This window comes from Sphingobium indicum BiD32, from assembly GCF_000382885.1.
Taxonomy (GTDB): domain Bacteria; phylum Pseudomonadota; class Alphaproteobacteria; order Sphingomonadales; family Sphingomonadaceae; genus Sphingobium; species Sphingobium japonicum_C.
In genome coordinates, this window is the sequence record NZ_CAVK010000251.1 from 19,863 (window position 1) to 43,980 (window position 24,118).

The following is a 24,118-nucleotide window of genomic DNA, read 5'->3' on the forward strand; positions in this document are numbered from 1 at the left end:
AATCGCTGCATCCTACACCGCATCCGTAACAACCGGAGAGTTTTCCATGAAGCGCATCAGTCTCGCGCTGGCCATCGCGCCTGTCATCCTTGCCGTTCCTCTTGCCGCACCGTTGCTGGCGCAGCAGGACCAGTCCGAACTGAACAGGGTCAACGCCTATGTCCGCGCGGTCACCAGCATGACCGCCGATTTCAGCCAGACCGACCGCAATGGCCAGACGCTGACCGGCCAGTTGACGCTCAAGCAGCCGGGCAAGATCCGCTTTCAATATCAAAAGGGTGTGCCGCTGCTGATCGTGGGCGATGGCAAGGCGCTGACCATGATCGACTATGAAGTGCGGCAGGTGCAGCGCTGGCCGATCGGCAATTCGCCGCTGGGCGCACTGCTGGATCCAAGCAAGGATCTGTCCAGATATGGCAAGGTCGTGCCGACTGGCGATCCATCGATCCTGAGCGTGCAGGCGCGCGATCCCAAGCGGCCCGAATATGGCACCATCACCATGATTTTCCGGCGCGATGCCGCCAGCCCGGCGGGCTTGCAACTTTATGGCTGGGTCGCGCTCGATTCGCAGAATAACCGCACCGCCATCCGCCTGTCCAACCAACGCTATGGCGTGCCGATCGCCGATTCCGCGTTCCGCTGGACCGACCCCCGACCAAAGGGCCGCTCTGCGGGCGGCTGAAACGAGCGCCTGACGCGACGGACGGAAAATATGCAAAAACCGTTCATCTGCCGCTCATATGGGGAGCGCTATTTAGAACTCCACGGCGAGAGGCCAACCGGGATTTCCCCCCTGTTACCCGGCACACGCCTCCCGTCGCAAAGCGCTTCAAGGGCGCGATCGAGACCCCCGTTCCATGCCCCCGGAGCGGGGGTCTTACTTTGTCTGCAGCCCAAGCAGCCGTCTTGCAAGCCGTGGCCTACACCCCTAGTGCCACATCATGGCCGACACTCTTTCCATTGCATCCTGGAACATCAACAGCGTCCGTGCGCGCATCGACATCGTCGAACAATTCCTGACTCAGGAATCGCCTGACATTTTGTGCCTTCAGGAAACCAAGGTGGTGAACGAAACCTTTCCCGCCGATATGTTCCGCCGTCTAGGTTATGTCCATCAGGTGCTGAACGGCCAGAAGATGCACCATGGCGTCGCGATCATGAGCCGGGTGCCGATCCATGAGGATGACCGGTTGGACTGGCAGGCCAATGGCGAAGCACGCCATGTCGGCGTCCGTCTCGACAATGGGGTGCGGATCGAAAATGTCTATGTGCCCGCCGGTGGCGACATTGCCGATCGGGAACAGAACCCGAAATTCGGCCAGAAGCTCGATTTTTTGCAGCGGATGATCGACTGGTCGTCGGCGCTGGATAACAAGCCGACCATCCTGACCGGGGATTTCAACATTGCCCCTCTGGAATGTGACGTGTGGAGCCACAAGCAATTGCTGGGCGTCGTCAGCCATACGCCGGTTGAGTGTGACATCCTTGCCCGCTTGCAGGCATCGAATGATTGGGTCGACATCGGCCGCCATTTCCATCCTGCGCCTGCGCGGCTCTACACCTGGTGGAGTTATCGCGCCAAGGACTGGGCGGAATCGGATCGTGGTCGGCGGCTCGACCATATGTGGATGACCCGCGACGTCGCCGACAAGGCGGTCGGGCATCGCGTCGTCGAACCCGCGCGCAACTGGGGTAAGCCATCCGACCATATCCCCATCATCACCGACTTCGCCTTCTGATGGCCAGGCGGGCGATCGGGCGCGACGCGGCGAGGGCGATCGACGCGCTGCGCCGTGGCTGGGCGGTGCGGGTAAGTGCCGCCGATGGCGGGCTGCGGCTGATGGCGGTGGAAGGGGCGGATGCAGTGACGCTGGCCGACTTCGATCCTGCGGGCAAAGCCGACATATTAATCTCCGCCGCGCGCGGTCAGACGCTCAAGCTGGCCAACCAGATCGCCGCTGCCGATCCCGACATGCCCGTGCTGATCGCCCGCGCGCCGTGGATCGACGCGGATGTCGCCACCGCCATTTCCGATCCCGTGCTGGACCTCGCCTCCCCGCTCAAGGGACCGTTTCAGGCCTGCGCCCTCACCGCACCGCTGGCTGCCAAGGCCGCGCTGCGCCTCGCCCGGCTTGCTGGTATCCTGCCCGCCTATTTCGCGCTGGATGGTGATGGCGACCGGGACGTCGATGTCAGCGCCGACGCGATCGACGCCTATGACGACGCCATCCACCTCGCTATCGCCACCCGCGCCCGCCTGCCGGTGTCCGCCAGCGAAAGCGCGGAAATCATTGCCTTTCGCAGCCCTGATGAACCGCGCGAACATGTCGCACTCATTGTCGGGAAACGGGATTCCTCGCCTCCTGTCGTCCGCCTGCACAGCGAATGTCTGACCGGCGATGTGCTGGGCAGCCTGAAATGCGACTGCGGCCCGCAGCTGCACGAAGCGCTCCACCAGATCGCCGACGCGCCCTGGGGGGTGTTGCTCTATCTGCGGCAGGAGGGACGCGGCATTGGCCTCGTCAACAAGCTGCGCGCCTATGCGATGCAGGACCAGGGTTTCGACACCGTGGACGCCAATGTCCGGCTGGGCTTTGCCATCGACGCGCGCGATTTCTCGGTCGCGGCGCGGATGCTGGACCTGATCGGCGTGCGTGCCGTGCGGCTGCTGACCAATAATCCGCAGAAGGTGGCCGGGCTGGAGGCGGCAGGGATCAGCGTGGTCGAACGGCTGCCGATCATCCTGCCGACCAACCCGCACAATGAATATTATCTCGCCACCAAGCGCGACCGGACCGGCCACCAGCTATGAGCCTGATCCGCGTCGATAGTGGCGCGGGTCGCCTGAGCTTCGGCACGATCGCCATGGCCTGCACCATCGGCCGAGGTGGTGTCTGCGCGGCGGGCGACAAGCGCGAGGGCGACGGCTGCACCCCGCTGGGCGTCTGGCCGCTTCGGGGCGTATTGCTGCGGCCAGGCAAGGTCGATCCGATGGAAATCCGCTTGCCGTGGCGCTGGGTGCGGGCAGGCGATGGCTGGTCGGATGACCCGGCCGATCCCGCCTATAACCGGCCCGTCCGCCTACCGCGCGGCTTCTCGGCCGAAAGCCTGATTCGCACAGACGACGCCTATGATGTGATCGTCATCTTGGGCCATAACGACCGGCCGCCGGTGCCGGGGCAGGGCAGCGCGATCTTCTTCCACCTGTCGGAGGGACGACCGACCGCCGGCTGCGTCGCAGTAGAGCGCGCTGATATGCTGCGGTTGCTACCGCTGCTGGCACCGGGTGATGCCATGGCGATCGTTTGAAAAGCGCCTAAAATTCACCTCTAACCGTCGGTCAGCTCGCTTGAGAAGCGCAGACGGTAACCGATCCCCAGTTCATTGCCGATAATCTGCGGACGCTGCGGATCATCCTCAAGCTTTTGACGCAAGGTGCGGATGAGGACGCGCAGATATTCGACATGATGCTCATGTTCCTTGGGCCAGACCTCCTTCATGATCTGGCCATGGGTGATCACCCGGCCGGGAAATTGGGCGAGCTGGGCAAGCACCGCATATTCCTTGGGCGTCAGATGCACTTCCTGTCCTGCCTTCCGCACCACATGATTGAGCAGATCGACCTCGACATTACCGGCACGCACTGACGGAACCCCGCCGCCTTTGGTCATGCGGTTCCGCAGCACCACGCGAACCCGCGCCAGCAATTCGTCCGTATCAAAGGGCTTGGTCAGATAATCGTCCGCGCCCAGATCGAGCGCTGCGACCTTCTCTTCAGTGGCGTCCCGCGCTGACACGATGATCAGGGTCGTATCGCTTTTCTGCTTGAACAGAGGCACCAGTTCCAGTCCGTCGCGGTCGGGCAGGCCCAGGTCGAGCAGGCTGACATCCGGCCGTTCGGTCCGCAATTTTTCCAGTGCGTCGCGCGCATTTTCGGCCTCGACGGTCGCATAGTTGGCGCGGCTCAGCGCCGCATTGATCAGCCTGCGGATCTGCGGTTCGTCATCGATGATAAGAACCTTGTGGCGGATGGTCATGACAGTGGCTCGCCGGGAAAATCGCTGATGATGAGATGTTCGGGTATGCGTAATGTAAAGCAGGCACCGCGCGGTTCGCTGTTGGTCGACGCATCGACACCCAGGCCCATCGCTTCTGCAAAACCCTTGACGATGGCCAGGCCAAGCCCGGTGCCATGCTTGACCCGGTCCGATCCTTCAAGACGCGTGAAAGTATCAAACACCCTGGTTTCTGCACCGACCGGGATGCCTGGCCCCTCATCGATGACGGATAGCAGGATCGCGTCGGCGACCTGCTTGCCGCTTATGGTGACCGGTGTGTCCGGCTCACCATATCGACCCGCATTGTCGAGCAGGTTGATAAGGCAGTGGTGCAGCAGGACCGGATCGACACGCACCAGCGGAATGTCCGAAGGAATGTCGATCCTGACCTCATGGTTGACAAGCGACTGGCGGGTGTCCCCGATGGCACTGGCGACAGCGTCGAACAGATCGGTCGGCTCGATTCTCATCGGCAGGGCACCGGCTTCCACCCTGGCCATGTCCAGCAGGTTGGCGACGAACCGGTTGAGGCGCTGCGCTTCACCCTCGATCGTGTCGAGCAGCGCCGATGGTTGCTGTTTTCTCAATTCCTGCGCCGCCGACATGATCGTCGTGAGCGGTGTGCGCAGGTCATGGCTGACGGAGGACAGCAGCGCGGACCGCAAACGGTCGCGTTCGTGAATTTGCCGCGCGCCCTGCATCTCTTCCTCCAGTGCCATGCGATCGAGCGCTATGGCCGCCTGGTCGAGAAGGCTCATGAGCAGGGGCGTCTGATCCGATCGCAGCGGTTCGCGCGCATCGTCGCGCGCCAGTCCCAATACGCCCAGGACACCGCGCTGGGTGCGCAACGGATGGAACAGCCAGTCGGACGCAGTCAGTGTCGATGATCCGCGGCCCGCAGGCTGGGCATTGTTCATCGCCCATTGCGCGGCTGCCCGCTCCAGTTCCTGAAGCCGGTCGTCGGGCGGGTAGGCGGCGCGCAGCGCGGGACCGGAATCGGACGGCAGCAGCATGACCGTGCGAACGTCAAGCAGCCGCGCAATCTCCGCGCAGATCGCCTGTATCAGATCATCCTGGCTGGCAGCGGAGGTCAGTTGTCGGGAGAAACCGGCAAGCGCCGCATTCTGACGGGCACTGGACTGGGCAAGGTCGGCTTGCCCGCGCACCCGCGCAGCAAACTGGCTGGTGACGATTGCGACCCCCAGCAGCACGAGGATCGAGATGACATTTTCCGGGTTGTTGACGGTCAAAGTGCCGGTCGGCGGCAGGAAGAAGAAATTATAGGCAAGGCTCGACACCAGGCCGGCAAACAGTCCGGCGCGCAGGCCGTAGGTTGCTGCGGCGAACATGACCGGCACCAGATACAGCAAGGCGATATTGCCAAGGTCGATGACTTCCAGCAGCAGGCGCCCAGCCGCTGTCATCGCGGCGATCGTCAGCGCCGACCAGAGATAGTCGGCCGGTTTGCCCCACGCCGCGCGGGTCGAATGTCCGCTACGCGGCGGTGCAAGATCGTCGTCGGATGGAAGGACGTGAACCGCGACAGACCCGATGTCGCGGACGAGCCGATCGACGACGGAGCCGTGGCGAAGCTCGAACCACCAGGATCGACTCGACTTGCCGATGACAATCTGGGTCGCGTGCGCATCCGCTGCGAAACTTCGCAGGCCCTCGACAACATTCTCCGCCGGTATGCTGGCTGTCGCTGCGCCTAGTCGCGATGCCAGCGCCAGCGTATCGGCCAGCGCCTTGCGCTCCTCATCGGAAAAAGCCTGCGCGCGCCGGGTTTCTATATGGACGGCGGTCCAGGGTGCCTTGAGCGCATCGGCGAGGCGTTTGGCAGCGCGGACCAGACCCGGCGCGCTCGGTTGTTCACTAACGGCGACCACGACACGTTCGCCCACCGCGAAGCTGCCTGCAAGGGCGTGGGCGCGGACATAGTCGAGCATCTGCGTATCGATCGCCTGTGCAGCACGGCGCAGCGCCAGTTCCCGCAGGGCGGTCAGGTTGGATTTGGAGAAAAAGTGGGAGAGCGCCCGCGTCGCCTCTGCCGGGATATAGACCTTGCCCTCCTTGAGCCGTTCGATCAGTTCGTCGGGCAATATATCGACAACTTCGATCTCCGCGGTTTCCAGTATGGAATCGGGCACGGTTTCGCGCACGCGCACATGGGTGAACGATGCGACGACGTCGTTCAGGCTCTCTATGTGCTGAATATTGATCGTCGAATAGACGTCGATACCGGCGTCGAGCAGTTCCTCGACGTCCTGATAGCGTTTGGGATGACGGCTGCCCGGGGCATTGCTGTGCGCCAGTTCATCGACAAGCGCGAGTTGGGGTTGCCGTTCAAGAATCGCGTCCAGATCCATTTCACCAAGGCTGATTCCGGCATGATCGATCTGCCGCCTTGGTATCACTTCATGACCCGCGATCAGCGCTTCGGTCTCGCGTCGTCCGTGCGTCTCGACAACGCCGACGACGACATCGACGCCGGACTTGAGCCGCCGCATCCCGTCGCTGAGCATCTCATAGGTCTTGCCCACACCAGGCGCCGCGCCGAGGAACAGCTTGAGGCGGCCTCGTCCTTCCTGCGCGGCTGCCCGCAGGAAGGACTCTGGCGAAGGGCGTTTGTCGGAGTCGTTCACTGTGCTGTGTTAGCGCTGATCCGGTCCAGCCGTCGATTAAGATCGAGAATGTTGACGCTGGGATCGCCCATGAAGCCAAGGAACGGCGTCCTGATCATGTCCTGCACCAGTGCGCGGACGCGCGGCGCGGGCAGGCCGCGAACGGCGGCGATACGAGCAACTTGATAAAAAGCCGCCTCAGGCGAGATATCAGGATCAAGTCCTGAGGCGGAGGCTGTCACCAGGTCGGACGGAACAGGGAGACCGGGAGACATTTGCTGAAATTTGGCGACATCGGCTTTCGTGCGATCGACCAGCGCCTGGCTCGTCGGGCCGAAATTGGAGCCTGATGAGGCGAGGCCATCATAGCCATTGCCAGCGGCTGACGGGCGGGGGGAGAAATAGCGTGGATCGGCAAAGCCCTGGCCGATGCGCGACGAGCCGATGAGCTTGCCCTGTTCCTCGATCAGGCTGCCATTGGCCTGATGGGGGAACAGGACTTGCCCGATGCCCGTCATCGCAAGCGGATAGGCTATGCCGAGCAGAACCGCGAAGAGGATGGTCAGCACGATCGCTGGCCGGAGGGAGGTGAGGATATCCTTGCCCATGATGCTTTCCTTCTGGCCCGATGATGTCAGGCAAGGCCAAGGCCGCTGACGGCCAGGTCGATGAGTTTGATGCCGACGAACGGCGACAGGAGGCCGCCAAGCCCGTAGATGGCGAGGTTGCGGGCCAGCAGCGGTCCCGCACCGACGGGTCGGTAGGTCACACCTTTCAACGCCAGCGGCACGAGCAGCGGAATGATCAGCGCGTTGAAGATGATCGCCGACAGGATCGCGCTCTGCGGCGTCGCAAGCTTCATGACGTTGAGAATGCCCAGGCCCGGATAGAGCACCACGAACATGGCCGGAATGATCGCGAAATATTTGGCGACGTCATTGGCGACCGAGAAGGTGGTGAGCGCGCCACGGGTCATCAGAAGCTGCTTGCCAAGCCCGACTATCTCGATGAGCTTGGTCGGATCACTGTCCAGATCGACCATATTGCCCGCTTCCCGCGCTGCCTGGGTGCCGGTATTCATCGCAACGCCGACATCCGCCTGAGCGAGCGCCGGCGCGTCATTGGTGCCGTCGCCGCACATCGCGACCAGACGTCCGCCCTCCTGTTCCCTGCGGATCAGGGCCAGCTTGTCCTCCGGCGTTGCCTGGGCCAGGAAGTCATCGACGCCCGCCTCTGCGGCGATCGACGCGGCGGTCAGCGGATTGTCGCCGGTGATCATCACGGTGCGGATGCCCATGACGCGCAGTTCGCCAAACCGTTCGCGGATGCCCGCCTTGACGATGTCCTTCAGAAATATCGCACCCAGCAGCTTGCCGTCCCTGGCAACCGCCAGCGGCGTGCCGCCTGCGCGCGCAATCTCGTCGGTGATACGGCGCAATTCCTGCGTCGCGGGTTCCTTGTCCAGGCCGGGATTGGCGCGAAGGATCGAATCGACCGCCCCCTTCTGGATCACGCTGCCGCCGATCTTCACGCCGGATATCCGCGTCTGTGCCGTAAACGGGATCACCTCCGCGCCGTCGGGCAAGAATTGAGCCGATTGGCCGAACTTGTCACGGGCGAGCAGGGCGATCGAACGGCCCTCCGGCGTCTCGTCGGCCAGGCTTGCAAGCAGGGCCGCCTCCGCGAGCGCGGCCTGGGTTGCCCCGCCGACCGGGCGGAACTCGGTCGCCTGCCGATCGCCGACCGTGATGGTGCCGGTCTTGTCGAGCAGCAGCACATCAATGTCGCCTGCGGCCTCGACGGCACGACCGGACTTGGCGAGGACGTTGAAGCGCACGAGCCGGTCCATGCCGGCGATGCCGATCGCAGATAGCAGCGCGGCGATCGTCGTCGGGATGAGGGTGATCAGCAACGCGGCCAGGATCGCGACGGGAATCGACCCGCCAGCATAGCTTGCAAAGCCGGGGATGGTGCCCACAGCGATCAGGAAGATGATGGTCAGGCCCACCAGCAATATGGTGAGGGCAATTTCGTTGGGCGTTTTCTGTCGCTCGGCCCCTTCGACCAGGGCGATCATTCGATCGAGGAAGCCCTGGCCGGGGTTCACGGTGACACGGACGCGAATCTCGTCCGAAATGACGCGCGTGCCCGCCGTGACCGCCGACCGGTCGCCACCGGCTTCGCGGATGACCGGCGCGCTTTCGCCGGTAATGGCCGCTTCGTTGACTGACGCGACGCCTGACACGACCTCGCCATCGGCCGGGATCAGGTCACCCCTCTCTACGAGCACGATATCGCCCATACGGAGCGCGCTGGCCGGCACATTTTCGCTCTCGCGTCCGTCGCCTTTCAGGCGCTTGGCGGTCAGGTCCGCTTTGGTCGCGCGCAGCGAAACAGCCTGCGCCTTGCCACGTCCCTCTGCGATGGCTTCGGCAAAGGTGCCGAACAACACCGTCAGCCACAGCCAGATCACCAGTTGCAGCTTGAAGCCGACCGTCAGGCCATCCTGCCCGACAAGCAGCAGCACGGTCAGAAGAACAGCCACGGCCGCAGTCGTGAACATCACCGGATTGCGGATCAGTTTTCTGGGGTTGAGCTTGCGGAATGCATCGCCGATCGCGGGAATGATCAGGTCTGCGGTGAAGAGCGATTTGGACGCTGTGCGTGCCATTCTTATGCTCCGATCAGAAAAGCTGGCCGCGGATCATCGCAAGATGATCGGCAATGGGACCAAGCGCGAGGCTGGGCAGGAAGGTTAGGCCGCCCACGATCAGCACGATGCCGATCAGGAGGCCGGTCCAGAGCGGTCCGGTGGTCGGGAAGCTGCCCGCCGTAGCCGGAGTATATTTTTTCGCGGCAAGGCTGCCTGCGATCGCCAGCATCGGAATGATCACGAAGAAGCGCCCAAGCCACATCGCGATGCCGAGCAGCCCATTATAGAAAGGCGTGTTGGCGGTAAGGCCCGCAAAGGCCGACCCGTTATTCCCGACCGCGCTGGTAAAGGCGTAGAGTATCTCCGAGAAGCCGTGCGGCCCCTTGTTGAGCGGCCCGGCGAGTCCGGCATCCATGACCGAGGCGATGGCGGTGAAGCCAAGAATGATGAGCGGCAGAACGGCAATGGCCAGCACCGCCAGCTTCACTTCCCGGCTCTCAATCTTCTTGCCGACATATTCGGGCGTCCGGCCAACCATCAGGCCAGCGACGAACACGGCCAGGATGGCGAACAGCAGGAAGCCGTAGATCCCGGCACCAACGCCACCGACGACGACTTCGCCCAGCTGGATGTTGAACAGCGGAATCATGCCGCCGAGCGCTGTGAAACTGTCATGCATCGCATTGACCGCGCCGCAACTTGCCGCCGTGGTAACGACGGAGAAAAGTGCCGAAGCGGCGATGCCGAAACGGACCTCCTTGCCCTCCATATTGCCGCCGGAAACACCCAGACCGTGCAGGATCGGATTGCCGACCGCTTCCTGCGCATAGACGACCGTTACGCCGATCAGGAAAATGGTCAGCATCGCGGCAAGGATCGCCCATCCCTGGCGCGTGTTGCCGACCGCCTTGCCGAACGCCCAGGTAAGGCCGAAGCCGATCAGGAAGATCGACACCATCTGCACGAAATTGGTGAGCGCGGTCGGGTTCTCGAACGGATGGGCCGAATTCGCATTGAAGAAGCCGCCACCATTGGTGCCGAGCATCTTGATCGCTTCCTGGCTGGCGACCGGGCCAAGCGCGAGTGTCTGCTTCACGCCTTCCATGGTCGTCACGTCGACCGAAGCGGCCAATGTCTGTGGCACACCGCTGGCAATCAGGAACAGCGCATAGACGATGCAGATTGGCAGCAGCAGATACAGTATCACCCGCGTCATATCGGCCCAGAAATTGCCAATGCCCGTTGCACCGCGCCGCGCGAATCCGCGAAAAAGGGCGAAGGCGAGCGCGATGCCGGTCGCGGACGACAGGAAATTATGGATGGCAAGGCCAAGCATCTGGCTGAGGTTCGACATGGTCGATTCGCCGCCATAGCTTTGCCAGTTGGTGTTGGTGGTGAAGCTGACCGCGGTATTGAACGACAGATGCTCGCTCAGCCCTGCATATCCCAGCGGATTGAGCGGAAGCCCCGCCTGCAACCGTAGAATCGCATAGGTCAGCAGCAACAGCGTGACATTGAAGATCAGCATGTGGACGGCGTAGCGCCGCCAGCTCTGATCCTCGTTCGGATCGATGGCCGACAATCTGTAAAACCCGTGCTCGACCGGGCCGAGTATGGCATGAAGTGGTGTGGGTCGTCCCTCATATAGAGCGAACAGCCAAAGGCCGACCGGCTTGGTCAGCGCCAGCAAAATGCCCACAAAGGCCGCGATCAGCAGCCATCCCTGGAATGTCATGAGAGCTTCCCTTGTTTAGAAGCGTTCGGGCCGCACGAGTACGGCGACCAGATAAAGAAGGAGGCCAAGGGCGGTGATCGCCGCAAGCCAGAGATCAAGGGTCATTGTCCGGCCTCCCTCACGGATTGTCGCACAGGGCGACATAGCCAAGGCTAGCGCCGAGCAGACCGAGGATGAGGCCGATCCAGAGGATGTCCTGCATGGGTTTTCTCCCACAGTGCTCGCACGAAGGAAGCCGTATGAGTCATCTGCAGTCGGCTAGATATTGCAGGGCGTCGTTGGAATTCGAGACGGAGGATATCCCAAGCGCATAGTATTTGCGTATGGAGGGGGGCAGTTCTACGACTATGTCTGGATATGACGCATTCTGTGATCGCCACTGATGGTCCTAGATGGCCGACTTTGCAGTGCCGATAATGGTGCGGGAAACCGCTTTTCCCCAACGCCATCTAGGGTCGGGACTCACTGGTTGATCCAGAATATGACGGTTGCGGCGGTGTAGATTGCGGACATGAAGGTGTGGGCGCTCGTTTTGACGATCTCATTGTCGTCGATCGAATTAACATGCTCTTTCCTGGTGGAAAGATCGGCGTTTTACCGCCAAGAATAGAGAGTATGGATAATTCTGCCACCATGCCCGCATCTTCCGGTGAAACACTGTCGTCCATTGCCAGCGGCGCGAGTGCGGAATTGTTCGATCTGGGGGGCAATCAGGTGTTAAAGCTGTTTCGCGACAGCGTGTCGGACGAGATGATCGTCCGCGAGATAGAAGCCTCCATCCACGCGGTGGGCAGTAATGTTCCGACTGTCGCTGCGATTGCGCGGCAAGATCGGAACGGACGGCGGGGCATCGTCTATCCCCGGCTCGACGGGGGGACGGTGATGGACTGGGTTCGCCGTAACCCGATGCGTGCAGGATGGGCGCTCGATCAGATGGGCAGCATCCATAGCGCCATCCATCGGGCGGAGGGCGGGACGCTGCGATCTGTGAAACAGGTGCTGACGACCGACATCGCTCATGGGCCGGCACCCCTCCTGGTGCAACGGGCAGCAATTGCTTATCTCGATATGCTGCCGGACGGTAAAATGTTGACCCATGGCGATTTTCATCTGGGCAATGTCATGATGACGCCCCAGGGAATGATCGTGATCGACTGGTCGAAGGCGGCGGCTGGGCATCCGGCGGCCGATGCTGTGCGATCCGAAATGCTGATGCGCTTTGGTATCGGGCCCAGCGACTGGGTGACGAACCTGTGGCGCGACTGGGCGGCGGGGCGATTGCGCAGAGCCTGGCTAGCGGCATTGCCGGGCGTCACGGCCCGTGAACTCGACCAGTGGCGGCCAGTAGTGGCACTGGCCTGGCTGCGCGCGCGAGACGCAGAACGCACGCCGGCATTCATGTGCTATCTGAACAAGGCGCTGAACCGGGCAGGGTTGCCGACCCTGCGCTGACGCGATTAGGCCGGCTTTTCCAGCACCGCCAAGCTTTGCCAGAAAGGGGGGGGCTGGGTGTCGTCCGTTCCGTTGGTGAAACGCGGCGCGGCGAATCCTGTATCGCGGGCTAAGCGGTCTATCCAGCCACGACCTTGATTGTTGTCAATCCGAACCGAACAGATCGCGCGTAAAGATCTTGTCCTGCACATCCTCGATATCCAACGTCATCCGGTTGGCGATGATGATGTCGCATTCCTGCTTGAAGGCGGCGAGATCGCGTATCACCCGCGATCCGAAAAATTGCGACTCCTGCATCGCGGGTTCGTAGATTACCACTTCGATGCCCTTGGCCTTGATCCGCTTCATGATGCCCTGGATCGAGGATTGCCGAAAATTGTCGGACCCAGCCTTCATAACCAAACGGAATACGCCGACTTTTCGCGGTGCCTTGGCGATAATCTGGTCGGCCAGGAAATCCTTGCGGGTATGATTGGCGTCGACGATCGCGCGGATCAGATTTTGCGGGACTTCAGAATAATTGGCCAGCAGTTGCTTGGTGTCCTTGGGCAGGCAATAGCCACCATAGCCGAAGCTGGGGTTGTTATAGTGCGAGCCGATGCGCGGATCGAGGCCGACACCCGTGATGATCTGGCGCGAGTCCATATCATGCGCGATGGCATAACTGTCCAGTTCGTTGAAGAAAGCAACCCGCATGGCGAGATAGGTGTTGGCGAACAGCTTGATCGCCTCGGCTTCATTCGGGTCGGTAAAGAGGATCTCCACGTCCTTCTTGATCGCGCCCTGCAGCAGTAGGTCGGCAAAGATGCGCGCGCGTTCCGCCCGTTCGCCCACGATGATGCGGGAAGGGTTGAGATTATCCTGTAGCGCCTTGCCTTCGCGCAGGAATTCCGGGCTAAAAATGACCTTATCGGTTGCCAGGCGCAGGCGGACATCCTCTACGAAACCCACAGGGATGGTCGATTTGATGACGATCGTTGCGTCGGGGTTGATCGCCTTCGCGGTTTGGATCACGGCTTCGACCGAGGACGTGTCGAACTTGTTGTTGCCGACGTCGTAATTGGTTGGTGTGGCGACGATCACATAGTCGGCGCCGGTCAGCGCCTGTCGCGGATCAAGCGTGGCGAAAAGGTTGAGCGGCCGGGTCGCAAGAAACTCTTCCAGTTCAGCATCAACAATCGGCGATTGGCGCGCGTTGAGCATCTCGACGCGTTCCGGCGTGATATCGACAGCCACTACTTCATTATGCTGTGCAAGCAGAACAGCATTGGACAGCCCGACATAGCCGAGTCCGAAAACTGCGATCTTCATTCTTCGTTCTTCCCCCGCATCACGCGAAAGTGGTGGCGAACATTCCGCCATTGGGGTGCGAACCCCATTTCCACGCAACCTTGAGCATCAGTCATTCGAGTGCGCGCACCCCTGCGACTGACGCGATCAACTTACAGCCTGTCGTTCGGCGAAGCACAAGCGCAATTTCTCCTCCCTTCGATTTTATCTGTGACCAAGGACATTATGACATGTTTGCGGCCTTTCGGTCCGATCTTGATGCTTTCATCAATCAGCCTGCCTTCGATCAACTTGCCACCGATCGTCGCGTCGGCAGGAACCGCGCCTGCATGCACATTTCCTGAAATTATTCGGGGCCAATATCCGCAATGCTCACACGCGGCGTGCCTATGCTGGGCGGCGGGGCAGGACCGGGTGGTGGAGCGGCGGAATGCCACATCGCTAATCCACAGCGGCGCGAGTGGAATGGAACATCCACTTTGCAACGCACGCGACCTGCCCATCTGAACGGCCAATTTGACCAATCGTTAAGGTTCGATAACGATCTATCGCGTAGTCCTAGCGGTGCCAAAATGCATTTTTTAGACTTGGCAAGCTTACACTTTGCGCCCATGAAACCCCGCATCGTTCATGGGATAATGCCCGAAGACGGCGGAATATCATTACTTATTTCAGGCGGGACATGGCCAGCGACCTCATGACTATCGTTCCTGTCATTCTGTCCGGAGGATCGGGTACACGGCTTTGGCCTGTTTCCAAGCCTGAACATCCCAAACAGTTGCTGCCGCTGACCGCCGACGAAACCATGCTTCAACTGACTGCTGTGCGCACACAAGGCTTTGATGCGGCATCGATAGGTCGTCCAATCCTTGTGGCGAACATCGCTCATACCGATATTATCGACGAACAACTGCACCAGATCGGGATCGACGATTATCAGGTCATCCTGGAGCCGATCGGCCGCAATACCGCGCCCGCCATTGCGCTTGCCGCGCTGGAAGCGCAGCCGGACGACGCGTTGCTGGTGATGCCGAGCGATCATGTCATCGCCGATCTGCCTGCGTTCCATGCAGCCATGGCCCACGCCTTGCCGCTGGTAAAAAAAGGATGGCTGGTAACCTTTGGTATCACGCCCGACGGCCCAGAAACCGGTTATGGCTATATCCAGATGGGGCAGCCCTGCGGCGACGCGGTGCATGAGGTCGTGCGCTTCGTCGAAAAGCCCGATTTCGCCAACGCGCAAACGATGCTGGCAGAGGGGTATCATGTCTGGAACGCAGGCATCTTCCTGTTTCGCGCCGACGCCTATTTGGCCGCCATGGAACGGCATCAACCGGACATGCTGACGGCCGTTCGGACGTCGATGACGCAAGCCAAGCGCGACGGCGCGCATGTTTTTCCTGACGCGATGGCCTTTCACGCCTGTCCTTCGGACTCGATCGACTATGCGATCATGGAGCGCGAAGCGCATGTCGCCTGCGTCCCGGTCGCCATGGGTTGGTCTGATGTGGGGAGTTGGGATTCCCTGCACGCCATCAGCGCCAGAGATGCCGGAGACAATGCAGTTCGTGGCGACGCTCTGCTGCTGGGCGCCCGCAATTGCCTGGTCCATAGTGATGGCCCGCGTGTCACACTGGTCGATGTCGACGACCTAATCGTCGTGGTGTCACAGGGCGAGATCATGATCCTCAAGCGCGGCGAATCCCAAAAGGTGCGCAAGGTGACCGAAGCGCTCAAGGCCCTGGCCGCCGCGACATCCTCAAACTGATTTTCCATCGCACGGCCGCCCTGACATGTGCGGCATGGAGAGATTCATGACGCAACCCGTTTCCATCGCCGACCTGATGGTGCAGTCCGGCGTCGCGTTCGGCACCAGTGGCGCGCGCGGTCTGGTCAGCGCTATGACGGACCGGGTCTGCTTCGCCTATAGCTGTGCTTTCCTGCAACATTTGGCCGATATCGGGCAGTTTTGGCCCGGCATCCATGTGGCGATCGCGGGTGATCTGCGCCCGTCCAGCCCTCGCGTCATGGCAGCTTGCGCAGCGGCGGTGCGCCATATGGGCGGCGAGGTCGATCTGTGCGGTTTCGTGCCGTCCCCTGCGGTGGCGGCCTACGGGTTCGGGCGGGGCATCCCGTCGCTGATGGTGACGGGCAGCCATATTCCCGACGACCGCAACGGCATCAAATTCAACCGCATCGATGGCGAGGTGCTGAAACCCGACGAGCTGGCCATCCGCGCCCAGAGCGTGACATTGCCCGACCTGTTCGATGGGGACGGGATGCTGAAGGATGCGCAGCCCGCAGCCCCGCTGGTGGATGTCGCGACCGCCTATATCGCGCGCTATGTGGATTTCTTCGGTGGACAGGCGCTGGCCGGTCTGAAACTGGGCATATATGAACATTCCGCCGTCGGCCGCGACATATTGGTCGCGCTGGTCAAGGCGCTGGGCGGGGATGCGGTGTCGCTGGGGCGGTCCGACCGTTTCATTCCCGTCGATACCGAGGCGGTTCGCCCCCAGGACCAGGCGCTGGCGCGGGAATGGTCGGCGGCGCTCAAGCTGGACGCTATCCTGTCCACGGACGGGGATTCCGATCGGCCCTTGCTGGCCGATGAGCATGGCCTGTGGATGCGTGGTGATGTGCTGGGCATGTTGAGCGCGCGGGCGCTGGGGGTCGGTGCCATTGCAACGCCGGTCAGTTGCAACAGCGCGGTCGAAATGTCGGGCCTGTTTGCGACCGTGCGGCGGACCCGGATCGGGTCGCCCTTCGTGATCGAGGCGATGAACAGGCTGGTTGCAGAAGGACAGAAGAGCGTCTGCGGCTATGAGGCCAATGGCGGCTTCCTGATCGCCACGCCGGTCGAGGCGGAAGGGCGCATTTTGCCCGCGCTGCCGACGCGCGACGCGCTATTGCCGATCCTGTCGGTGCTGGTCGATGCGCGCCGCCGCGGCGTGACGCTATCCATGCTTCAGGCGCAGTTGCCGGCGCGCTATACGTTCAGCGAACGGTTGGAAAATTACCCGACGGCGCAGAGCCGGGCGTTGATCGCGCATCTGGAGCAAGGAAGCGAGGCCGCCATATTGGCGCGGCTGACCGCCATGTTTGGTGCACTGGCTGGCGAAGCGGACTGGACCGACCGGACCGACGGGTTGCGCATCCATTTTACCGGCGGCGACATCATCCATCTGCGGCCGAGCGGCAATGCGCCGGAACTGCGTTGCTACACCGAAAGCGACAATGCGCAGCGGGCGGCGACACTCAACGATCAGGCTTTGAAACTGGTCCGCAATTACACTATCGCGGCATGACGCGCTATGCGTTGAAAACCCGACGGTGAATTGGACAATGACTAGCTGTTCGCGCAAAATCAAGCCATTGTAAATCAGCGATTTTCCGTCGCGACCCTGTCCCAGATATAACGGACATAATAATATTTTCTTTTATAATCATTGACTTGATGATATTGGCCGGTCGCCCATTATGCGCGCAGGCGGGGAGCGGCAATATCCGTCGGTTCAGCGCGGAATGGCGAGCAGGGCCGATACTGGTCCTGCCATCAGGGTGAAGATGCACTCGCCCTCCAGCAGCAGGCAGTCGCCCTTTTCCCAGCTGAGGCCATTGACCCTACCTGCGCCGGTCAGCGGTGTGAACCATAGCAGCTTGCCATCGGGCAGGGAGAGGCTTTGATCCGCAGTCCAATGCACCAGATCGAGTGAGAAGGGGGCTTCGCTGTCGGCGATCAGCCGGGCTTCGCTGCCCAGTGGCGCTTCGATCAGGGCGCGGCCATAGGGCTGGAGGCGGCTGACCGCGGCACCATCGTCCAGATGCAGTTCGCGGGGGCGGCCATAGTCATAGAGCCGATAGGTGAGGTCGGCATTTTGCTGGATTTCGGCAAGTATGATGCCCGCGCCGATGGCATGGACGGTGCCGGCAGGAATGAAATAACAATCGCCCGGTTTCACCGGCTTCCAGTCGATCCATTGTTCTAGCGTTCCGTCCTGCGCCGCCGCGCGGAACTGGTCGGGGGACATGGGCGCCGTCAGGCCGATACCCAGCTTCGCACCCGGTTCGCAATCAAGGACATACCAGATTTCCTCCTTGCCGCGCGGCAGCCCCTTGGCCCGGGCCTGTGTGTCGTCGGGATGCACCTGGATCGACAGCCGTTCGCTGGTGAAGATATATTTGACCAGCAACGGCAGATCGCGCCCATCGGCGGTTTCGAACCAGACCTCCCCGATCTGCCGATCCGCGCCAGCATCGAAGAGCGACGGGAGGTCGGTTCGGCCCCACGGTTTTTCGACATAATGGGGGGAAAGCTTTTGTGTCAGCATCCCATTCATATCCATTTCTGTGGGGCTGGGGTCAACCTGACCCTTCAGCTTTCCGTCAATATATTACGCAGATAGCGGCCATAATCGGACTTGCCGAGTTTGACGATCGCCTGTTCCAGTTGCGGGCCGTCGATGAAGCCATTGCGGAAAGCGATTTCTTCGGGGCTGGCGATCTTGAAGCCCTGGCGCTTTTCGAGGACGCGGACGAAGTCGGCCGCGTCGAGCAGGCTGTCGGGCGTGCCAGTATCAAGCCAAGCATAGCCGCGGCCCATGATTTCCACATGGAGGTTGCCGCGTTCCAGATAGACGCGGTTGACGTCGGTAATCTCCAGTTCGCCACGCGGCGAAGGGCGGAGGTTCGCGGCGATATCCACGACCTGTTCGTCGTAGAAATAGAGGCCGGTGACCGCCCAGTTGGATTTCGGCTGCTCCGGCTTTTCCTCGATCGTAACGGCCTTCATCCTGTCGTCGAAGCTGACCACGCCATAGCGTTGGGGATCGGTGACATGATAGGCAAAGACACTGGCGCCGCTCTCGCGCGATGAGGCGCTAGTGAGGATCTCCGGTAGGCCATGGCCATGATAGATATTGTCGCCCAGGATCAGCGCGGACCGCTGGCCCGCGACGAAATCGGCGCCAATGATATAGGCCTGCGCCAGGCCGTCGGGACTGGGCTGCTCGGCATAATCGATCGTCATGCCCCAGGCCGAACCGTCGCCCAGGAGCGACCGGAAGGCGGGCAGGTCGCGCGGGGTAGAGATGATCAACACTTCGCGAATACCCGCATGCATCAGCGTACTGAGCGGATAATAGATCATCGGCTTGTCATAGACCGGCATGAGCTGCTTCGAGGTCGACAGCGTCATCGGATAGAGGCGCGTGCCGCTACCACCGGCAAGAATGATACCCTTCATGTCGTCAATATCCCCAAGAAATCAGTGTGCGGTGGGTTGCAGGCGATCCATCACCACGTCCAGCGACGTGCGCCAGTCCGGCAGTCTGACACCATGGACGCGCGCTATCAGGGTGCAATCGAGCCGCGAATTGGCCGGGCGCGTGGCGGGTGTCGGATAGTCGGCCGTGCCGATAGACCGCACCGATGCCGACGGACCGCCGCGCGCGGCGGATGCTGCAAAGATCGATTGTGCGAAATCGGCCCAGCTGCCTTCGCCCTGCGCCGTCATGTGAAAGACGCCGCGAAGCGAAGAGCTACCATCAGATACCATATTGTTAGCCACCTGAAGGATGCCGTCGGCGATCGCCAGTGCGCTGGTCGGGTTGCCGACCTGATCGGCGACCACCGACACCTCGTCCCGGTCCCCGGCGAGGCGCAACATCGTCTTGACGAAATTGCCGCCGAACGGGCTATAGACCCAGGCGACGCGCAGGATCGTGCTATTGTCGTGGGTATCGAGTACGGCCCGTTCGCCTGCTAGCTTCGACGCGCCATAGACGCCAGTCGGACCGGTGGGATCGCTTTCCACATAGGGGCGCTCCAGCGTCCCGTCGAACACATAGTCGGTAGAGATATGAATGAGCGGCACGTCCAGCAGCCTGGCCGCCCGCGCCACCGCGCCCGCGCCCGCGCCGTTGACGGCATGTGCAAGGTCGCTTTCCGTTTCCGCCTTGTCCACCGCCGTATAGGCGGCGGCCGACACGATCACATCGGGCGCGGCCGCTTCCAGCGCACGGACGACCGAAGCCGGGTCCGCCAGATCGAGGTCGGGGCGCCCGATCGCGATCACATCATGTCCGGCGACGGTGCCGCGTTCGATCAGGCTGGTGACGACCTGTCCCGCCGTCCCGGTGACGGCAATCTTCATGCAGGCACCTCGGTGGCAGGGGCGCTGTCCAAGCCCAGACGCTGACCATCATATTGATCGCGCAGCGGCTGCCACCACCACTGGTTTTCCAGATACCAGCGCACCGTCTTTTCGATGCCGCTGTCGAAATTTTCCTGCGCGCGCCAGCCCAGCTCATTCTCCAGCCTGGTCGCATCGATCGCGTAGCGGGCGTCATGGCCCGGACGATCGGTGACATATTCGATCAGGTTGGTACGCGGCGTATCGGTTGGCACCAGTTCGTCCAGCACAGCGCAGATACGCAGCACGACATCGATATTCCTGCGTTCGTTGCGACCGCCGACATTATAGGTTTCGCCCGGCGTACCGCGTTCGATGATGATATCCAGCGCACGGGCATGATCATCGACATAGAGCCAGTCGCGGATATTCTCGCCCTTGCCATAGACTGGCAGCTTGCGCCCTTCGAGCGCGTTGAGGATGGTCAGCGGGATCAGCTTTTCGGGGAAGTGGTACGGCCCATAATTGTTCGAGCAGTTCGACACCACCACCGGTAGGCCATAAGTGCGCTGCCATGCCTTGGCGAGGTGATCGGACGCTGCCTTGGACGCCGAATAGGGAGAACTGGGGTCGTAGGGCGTGGTTTCCTCGAACAGGCCTTCGTCGCCCAGCGAGCCATAGACTTCGTCGGTCGAGACATGGAGGAAGCGGAAGGCGGTCTTCGCGTCACCCTCAAGCCCATTCCAATAGGCGCGCGCGGCCTCCAGCAGAGTGAAGCTGCCGACTACATTGGTCTGGATGAAATCGGCCGCACCGGTGATCGAGCGATCGACATGGCTTTCGGCGGCCAGATGCATGATGCGGTCGGGCCGGAAACCGGCGATCGCCGCATCCATCGCCGCGCGGTCGCAGATATTGGCGTGTAGGAACTGGTGGGTGTTCCTGCCTTCGACTTCCTTTAGCGACGCTTCGCAACCTGCATAGGTCAGCGCATCAACGGTGAGGACGTCATAGCCCTTTTCCAGCACTAGATAGCGGACAACGGCAGAGCCGATAAAGCCGGCACCGCCGGTAACGATCACGCGCATGAGTTATTTGCTCCAGCTGAAATAGGCGGGAAGGTCAGCCAGCAGTGGCTGCTTGCGATCCTTGGCCGACAGGGTTTCAGGGTCCGCGGCGGCGGGCCATTCGATACCAATCGCCGGGTCGTTCCAAGCAAGCCCCTTGTCACATTCGACGCTGTAATAGCTGCCGGTCACCTTGTAACAGATAACGGTATCGGGCTCGAGCGCGCAGAAGCCGTGCGCGAAGCCCGGCGGTATCCAGAGCTGCTTACCATTGTCGGGGGTCAGCGTTTCGCCGACCCACTGGCCATAGGTGGGTGACCCACGGCGAATATCGACCGCGACGTCGAACAGCGCGCCGGCGGTGCAGCGCACCAGCTTGCCTTGGGCATGGGGTTCACTCTGGAAATGCAGCCCGCGGATGGTGCCGACCTTTGCGCTGTGCGATTCATTATCCTGGACGAAACGGTAGTCGCCGATTTGCTTGGCGAACAGATCGGCGCGGAAGGTTTCCGCGAAATAGCCCCGCTCGTCGCCGATATGGCGAGGCGTCAGAAGCGTCACGCCGACGATATCGTAGAGCTGCAATTCCACATTAACCTCTTGGAAAGTAGGTATTTACTGTCAATTATTGCTGTTTTGTATAACGGATACCGCGCTCGTCACGGTCAGAACCGGCGAGAATAGCTGACTGATGAGTTGTACGAGCTTGCTGGGCTGGTTAGCCGCTGCGTTGCCGAAATAGAGGACATCCTTGTCCTGCATCACAAATCTTTGGGCAAGAAAGTAGGATCCGGCCTGCATCATGTTGAGATGATAGACGATTGGCACTTCCTGCCCCTGCGCATCCCGCACATACCGAAACAGGAAGATGGCGGCAGGATCGCCAAGATTGGGATTGGTGCCGCCAGCGGTAGCGACCGCTTCAGCCAAAGATACGGACGAGCGACGGAAGGATGCCTGTTCCACCCGCCCAGAAGCGCCGAGGATGGAGTAGGTTCGCGGATCGTCCACCAGCATCAGCCGGTCGCCAGGGCGGATACGTACGTCGAGCGTGGGGTCTTCGATGATATCGTTGATGCGGATGTCCGCACTGGAATTACCACGCAGAATGCGGACCATCAAATCCTTCGAATCTCCACGATAGCCGCCGGCAAGTGCAATAACGTCGGACAGACTCTCGCGATTCGTCTGTAGCACCAAGCGTCCAGGCTTCGCCACTTCGCCGCCGACGATGATCGAGTTGGTTATGACCTGGCTCAACGTAACCAGCACCTGCGGATTTTGGGAAAGGCGCTTGAGCGAATTTCGGATCGTCGCCTCAATCTCTCCAGTCGTCAGCCCTGCGACCTGCATCGTCCCGGCATAGGGGATGGTTATGTTGCCCAGATCGTCGACCCGCGTCGGAGGCAGTTTTTGCACCTGCACGCCAGGCATAGAGGAGATCTGGGACAGCGATCCTGCGTTCGAAAACAGGCTGACGCCTGCTTCATAGATGCTGATGTCCAATATGTCGCCCGGCCCCACCATGTTGGTCGGCGTCGGTGCCAGAACCGGCAGAAAGGTCGAGGGCGCTGGCGCGCTGACCGGGACAGGAAGATCGGCCGCAGACTTGATCTGGACGAGCTGGATAGCCGCCCCATCCTTCAACGCCACAGCGGATTTTTCGATCTGTCCGCCAGTCGGACCGCTCGACGGCAACGTGGCGCAGCCTGCGAGGCCTGTGAGCAGGGCCAAATAAACGCTATTCTTAACGTGCATGGGTAAATTTCTCGGAGCTACGGCCTATTAACGAGCCGCCTTAGCATTGCGATCCAACAATGGACAATAGTTCCTCACGCGCCTGCGCCACTTTATCGATCATGCTTCTTGGCCTTGCGCCCTAGGTCATGTTGGCCTAGCGCTGGGGCGTTTAGGTTACCCTTGAGGCGCTGCACAAATTTATGAACGCCAATACCTTGTCCCCCGCTGAAGCCGAGACGCCGGCTCGTCATGGTTCGGCCCTCAAATGGCTGAAAAAGCGGCGCATGTTCCTGTTTTGCGTCGTTATGCCGACGGTCCTGGCTATCCTGTATTATGGCCTGATCGCTGCCGATATCTATATTTCGGAATCGCGATTCACCATCAAAAGTGCGGACCAGAAACGATCGCAAATCTCGTCGCTGGCCAATCTTGTGCAGACGACGGGCCTGTCGGGCGGACAGGAGCAGGCGAATGAGGTGCTGGCCTATGTCAGGTCTCGCGACGCTCTGAAGGAACTGGAAAAGGACATCCGCGTCCGGGAGAGATTTTCGTCGCCGCAGGCCGATTTTCTGAGCCGCTTTCCCCAGCCTCTTTCCGATCGTAGCTTCGAGAGTTTGTTCAAATTTTATGACAAGATGGTCGATCCGCGCATGGACGCCGAAACAGGCACCGCGACCATCAAGGTCAAGGCGTTCACACCCCAGGATGCCTACGTCATAAACCGGCGACTGCTGGAATTGAGCGAGGCGCTTGTGAACCGCCTCAACGCCCGAGCGCAGAGCAAGGCCATTGCTGAAGCCCAGGCACAGGTTGCGCTTGCCACCGTGCGCGCCAAGAGTGCGCGTACGCTTCTGTCGCAATATCGCAACAGCCAGTCGCTGATCGATCCCGGCAAGCAGGCGGTCGGCGTGCTGGAGATCGCAAATGCTATGGTGGCTGAGCGTGCCACGTTGCAGGCTCAGTTGGATCTGATGCGGCAAGTCGCGCCCAGCAATCCGTCCATCCCCGCCTTGCGTAATCGCATCAATGCCATTTCGGTGCAGATCGCCGGGCAGGATAGCAGAGTCGTGGGAAGCGGTAACGGCATTGCGTCCAAGATGGGCGGGTATGAAAATCTTCTGGTGGAGCAGGAATTTGCAACCCAGAGCCTGAATGCGGCCAACGCCGCGCTGGTTCAGGCTCGGTCCGAAGCTCAGCGTCAGCAATTCTATCTGGAACGCGTTGTTAACCCCAACCTGCCCGACACGCCGTTATTGCCCAAGCGGCTGATCAACATCATCACCGTCGCGGCTGCCGCGCTTTGCCTGTATTTCATCATGTGGATGTTCAGGATCGGCATTCTCGAGCACGCACCGGACGAGTGACC

General features: G+C 61.2%; 21 protein-coding genes. 8 read left to right on the plus strand and 13 right to left on the minus strand.

What is annotated here, in order from left to right; translation table 11 throughout:
• Window positions 1–46 precede the first annotated feature (46 nt).
• The 4 genes from EBBID32_RS22420 (at window position 47) to EBBID32_RS22435 (ending at window position 3,309) form a co-directional block, all read left to right on the plus strand.
• Entirely contained in the window at window positions 47–682 is a 636-nt protein-coding gene (locus tag EBBID32_RS22420) for a LolA family protein (protein WP_006967556.1), read from the plus strand.
• A gap of 259 nt (window positions 683–941) precedes the next feature.
• The gene (xth, locus tag EBBID32_RS22425; protein ID WP_006967557.1) at window positions 942–1,739 is read left to right on the plus strand and encodes an exodeoxyribonuclease III; all 798 of its coding nucleotides are present in this window, start codon (window positions 942–944) and stop codon (window positions 1,737–1,739) included.
• The gene (gene ribA / locus EBBID32_RS22430) at window positions 1,739–2,812 is read left to right on the plus strand and encodes a GTP cyclohydrolase II (protein WP_006967558.1); all 1,074 of its coding nucleotides are present in this window, start codon (window positions 1,739–1,741) and stop codon (window positions 2,810–2,812) included. The genes xth and ribA overlap by 1 nt, the downstream gene beginning before the upstream one ends.
• Window positions 2,809–3,309: a L,D-transpeptidase family protein gene (locus EBBID32_RS22435; RefSeq protein WP_006967559.1), complete on the plus strand. Its 501-nt coding sequence runs from the start codon at window positions 2,809–2,811 to the stop codon at window positions 3,307–3,309. The genes ribA and EBBID32_RS22435 overlap by 4 nt, the downstream gene beginning before the upstream one ends.
• 20 nt (window positions 3,310–3,329) lie before the next feature.
• Here the strand turns inward: EBBID32_RS22435 and EBBID32_RS22440 are convergent, their stop codons facing one another.
• The 6 genes from EBBID32_RS22440 to kdpF are packed head-to-tail and all read right to left on the minus strand — an operon-like array spanning window position 3,330 to window position 11,175.
• Window positions 3,330–4,037, minus strand: a complete 708-nt coding sequence (locus EBBID32_RS22440) for a response regulator (protein ID WP_006967561.1) — start codon at window positions 4,035–4,037, stop codon at window positions 3,330–3,332.
• On the minus strand, window positions 4,034–6,703 hold the full coding sequence (locus tag EBBID32_RS22445; protein ID WP_037492486.1) for a sensor histidine kinase: 2,670 nt from the start codon (window positions 6,701–6,703) through the stop codon (window positions 4,034–4,036). Before EBBID32_RS22445 ends, EBBID32_RS22440 begins: the two co-directional genes overlap by 4 nt.
• Complete coding sequence (gene kdpC / locus EBBID32_RS22450) at window positions 6,700–7,290, minus strand: potassium-transporting ATPase subunit KdpC (RefSeq protein ID WP_006967565.1); 591 nt, start codon at window positions 7,288–7,290, stop codon at window positions 6,700–6,702. The genes EBBID32_RS22445 and kdpC overlap by 4 nt, the downstream gene beginning before the upstream one ends.
• A gap of 26 nt (window positions 7,291–7,316) precedes the next feature.
• Window positions 7,317–9,353: a potassium-transporting ATPase subunit KdpB gene (gene kdpB, locus EBBID32_RS22455; protein WP_006967569.1), complete on the minus strand. Its 2,037-nt coding sequence runs from the start codon at window positions 9,351–9,353 to the stop codon at window positions 7,317–7,319.
• A gap of 13 nt (window positions 9,354–9,366) precedes the next feature.
• The gene (kdpA, locus tag EBBID32_RS22460) at window positions 9,367–11,070 is read right to left on the minus strand and encodes a potassium-transporting ATPase subunit KdpA (protein ID WP_006967571.1); all 1,704 of its coding nucleotides are present in this window, start codon (window positions 11,068–11,070) and stop codon (window positions 9,367–9,369) included.
• Window positions 11,071–11,085: 15 nt separating this feature from the next.
• Entirely contained in the window at window positions 11,086–11,175 is a 90-nt protein-coding gene (kdpF, locus tag EBBID32_RS22465; RefSeq protein ID WP_037492487.1) for a K(+)-transporting ATPase subunit F, read from the minus strand.
• 510 nt (window positions 11,176–11,685) lie between these two features.
• On the opposite strand from kdpF, the gene EBBID32_RS22470 reads away from it, so the two are divergent.
• On the plus strand, window positions 11,686–12,522 hold the full coding sequence (locus EBBID32_RS22470) for an aminoglycoside phosphotransferase family protein (protein WP_006967573.1): 837 nt from the start codon (window positions 11,686–11,688) through the stop codon (window positions 12,520–12,522).
• A 144-nt stretch (window positions 12,523–12,666) separates the two neighbouring features.
• Here EBBID32_RS22470 and EBBID32_RS22475 read toward each other — a convergent pair whose 3' ends face one another.
• A complete protein-coding gene (locus tag EBBID32_RS22475; protein ID WP_006967574.1) occupies window positions 12,667–13,833 on the minus strand; it encodes a nucleotide sugar dehydrogenase in 1,167 nt (388 codons plus the stop codon).
• A 661-nt stretch (window positions 13,834–14,494) separates the two neighbouring features.
• Here EBBID32_RS22475 and EBBID32_RS22480 point away from each other — a divergent pair.
• Together EBBID32_RS22480 and EBBID32_RS22485 are read left to right on the plus strand one after the other, a co-directional pair.
• Complete coding sequence (locus EBBID32_RS22480) at window positions 14,495–15,580, plus strand: mannose-1-phosphate guanylyltransferase/mannose-6-phosphate isomerase (protein ID WP_006967575.1); 1,086 nt, start codon at window positions 14,495–14,497, stop codon at window positions 15,578–15,580.
• Window positions 15,581–15,626: 46 nt separating this feature from the next.
• Window positions 15,627–17,120 carry a phosphomannomutase gene (locus EBBID32_RS22485; RefSeq protein ID WP_006967577.1) on the plus strand — a complete coding sequence of 498 codons (1,494 nt, stop codon included), beginning with the start codon at window positions 15,627–15,629 and terminating at the stop codon, window positions 17,118–17,120.
• A 207-nt stretch (window positions 17,121–17,327) separates the two neighbouring features.
• Here the strand turns inward: EBBID32_RS22485 and EBBID32_RS22490 are convergent, their stop codons facing one another.
• The 6 genes from EBBID32_RS22490 to EBBID32_RS22515 are packed head-to-tail and all read right to left on the minus strand — an operon-like array spanning window position 17,328 to window position 22,770.
• Window positions 17,328–18,143, minus strand: coding sequence for a class I mannose-6-phosphate isomerase (locus tag EBBID32_RS22490; RefSeq protein ID WP_006967578.1), 816 nt, complete (start codon window positions 18,141–18,143; stop codon window positions 17,328–17,330).
• 44 nt (window positions 18,144–18,187) lie between these two features.
• Window positions 18,188–19,057 carry a glucose-1-phosphate thymidylyltransferase RfbA gene (gene rfbA, locus EBBID32_RS22495; protein ID WP_006967582.1) on the minus strand — a complete coding sequence of 290 codons (870 nt, stop codon included), beginning with the start codon at window positions 19,055–19,057 and terminating at the stop codon, window positions 18,188–18,190.
• Between the two features lie 21 nt (window positions 19,058–19,078).
• Entirely contained in the window at window positions 19,079–19,966 is an 888-nt protein-coding gene (gene rfbD, locus EBBID32_RS22500; RefSeq protein WP_006967584.1) for a dTDP-4-dehydrorhamnose reductase, read from the minus strand.
• Window positions 19,963–21,033: a dTDP-glucose 4,6-dehydratase gene (gene rfbB, locus EBBID32_RS22505; protein WP_006967585.1), complete on the minus strand. Its 1,071-nt coding sequence runs from the start codon at window positions 21,031–21,033 to the stop codon at window positions 19,963–19,965. Before rfbB ends, rfbD begins: the two co-directional genes overlap by 4 nt.
• Window positions 21,034–21,036: 3 nt before the next feature.
• Window positions 21,037–21,603: a dTDP-4-dehydrorhamnose 3,5-epimerase gene (gene rfbC, locus EBBID32_RS22510; protein WP_006967586.1), complete on the minus strand. Its 567-nt coding sequence runs from the start codon at window positions 21,601–21,603 to the stop codon at window positions 21,037–21,039.
• A 30-nt stretch (window positions 21,604–21,633) separates the two neighbouring features.
• Window positions 21,634–22,770: a polysaccharide biosynthesis/export family protein gene (locus tag EBBID32_RS22515; protein ID WP_037492489.1), complete on the minus strand. Its 1,137-nt coding sequence runs from the start codon at window positions 22,768–22,770 to the stop codon at window positions 21,634–21,636.
• Between the two features lie 182 nt (window positions 22,771–22,952).
• Here EBBID32_RS22515 and EBBID32_RS22520 point away from each other — a divergent pair, with 182 nt between their 5' ends.
• A complete protein-coding gene (locus tag EBBID32_RS22520) occupies window positions 22,953–24,116 on the plus strand; it encodes a capsular polysaccharide export system inner membrane protein KpsE (RefSeq protein ID WP_006967588.1) in 1,164 nt (387 codons plus the stop codon).
• Window positions 24,117–24,118: the final 2 nt, after the last annotated feature.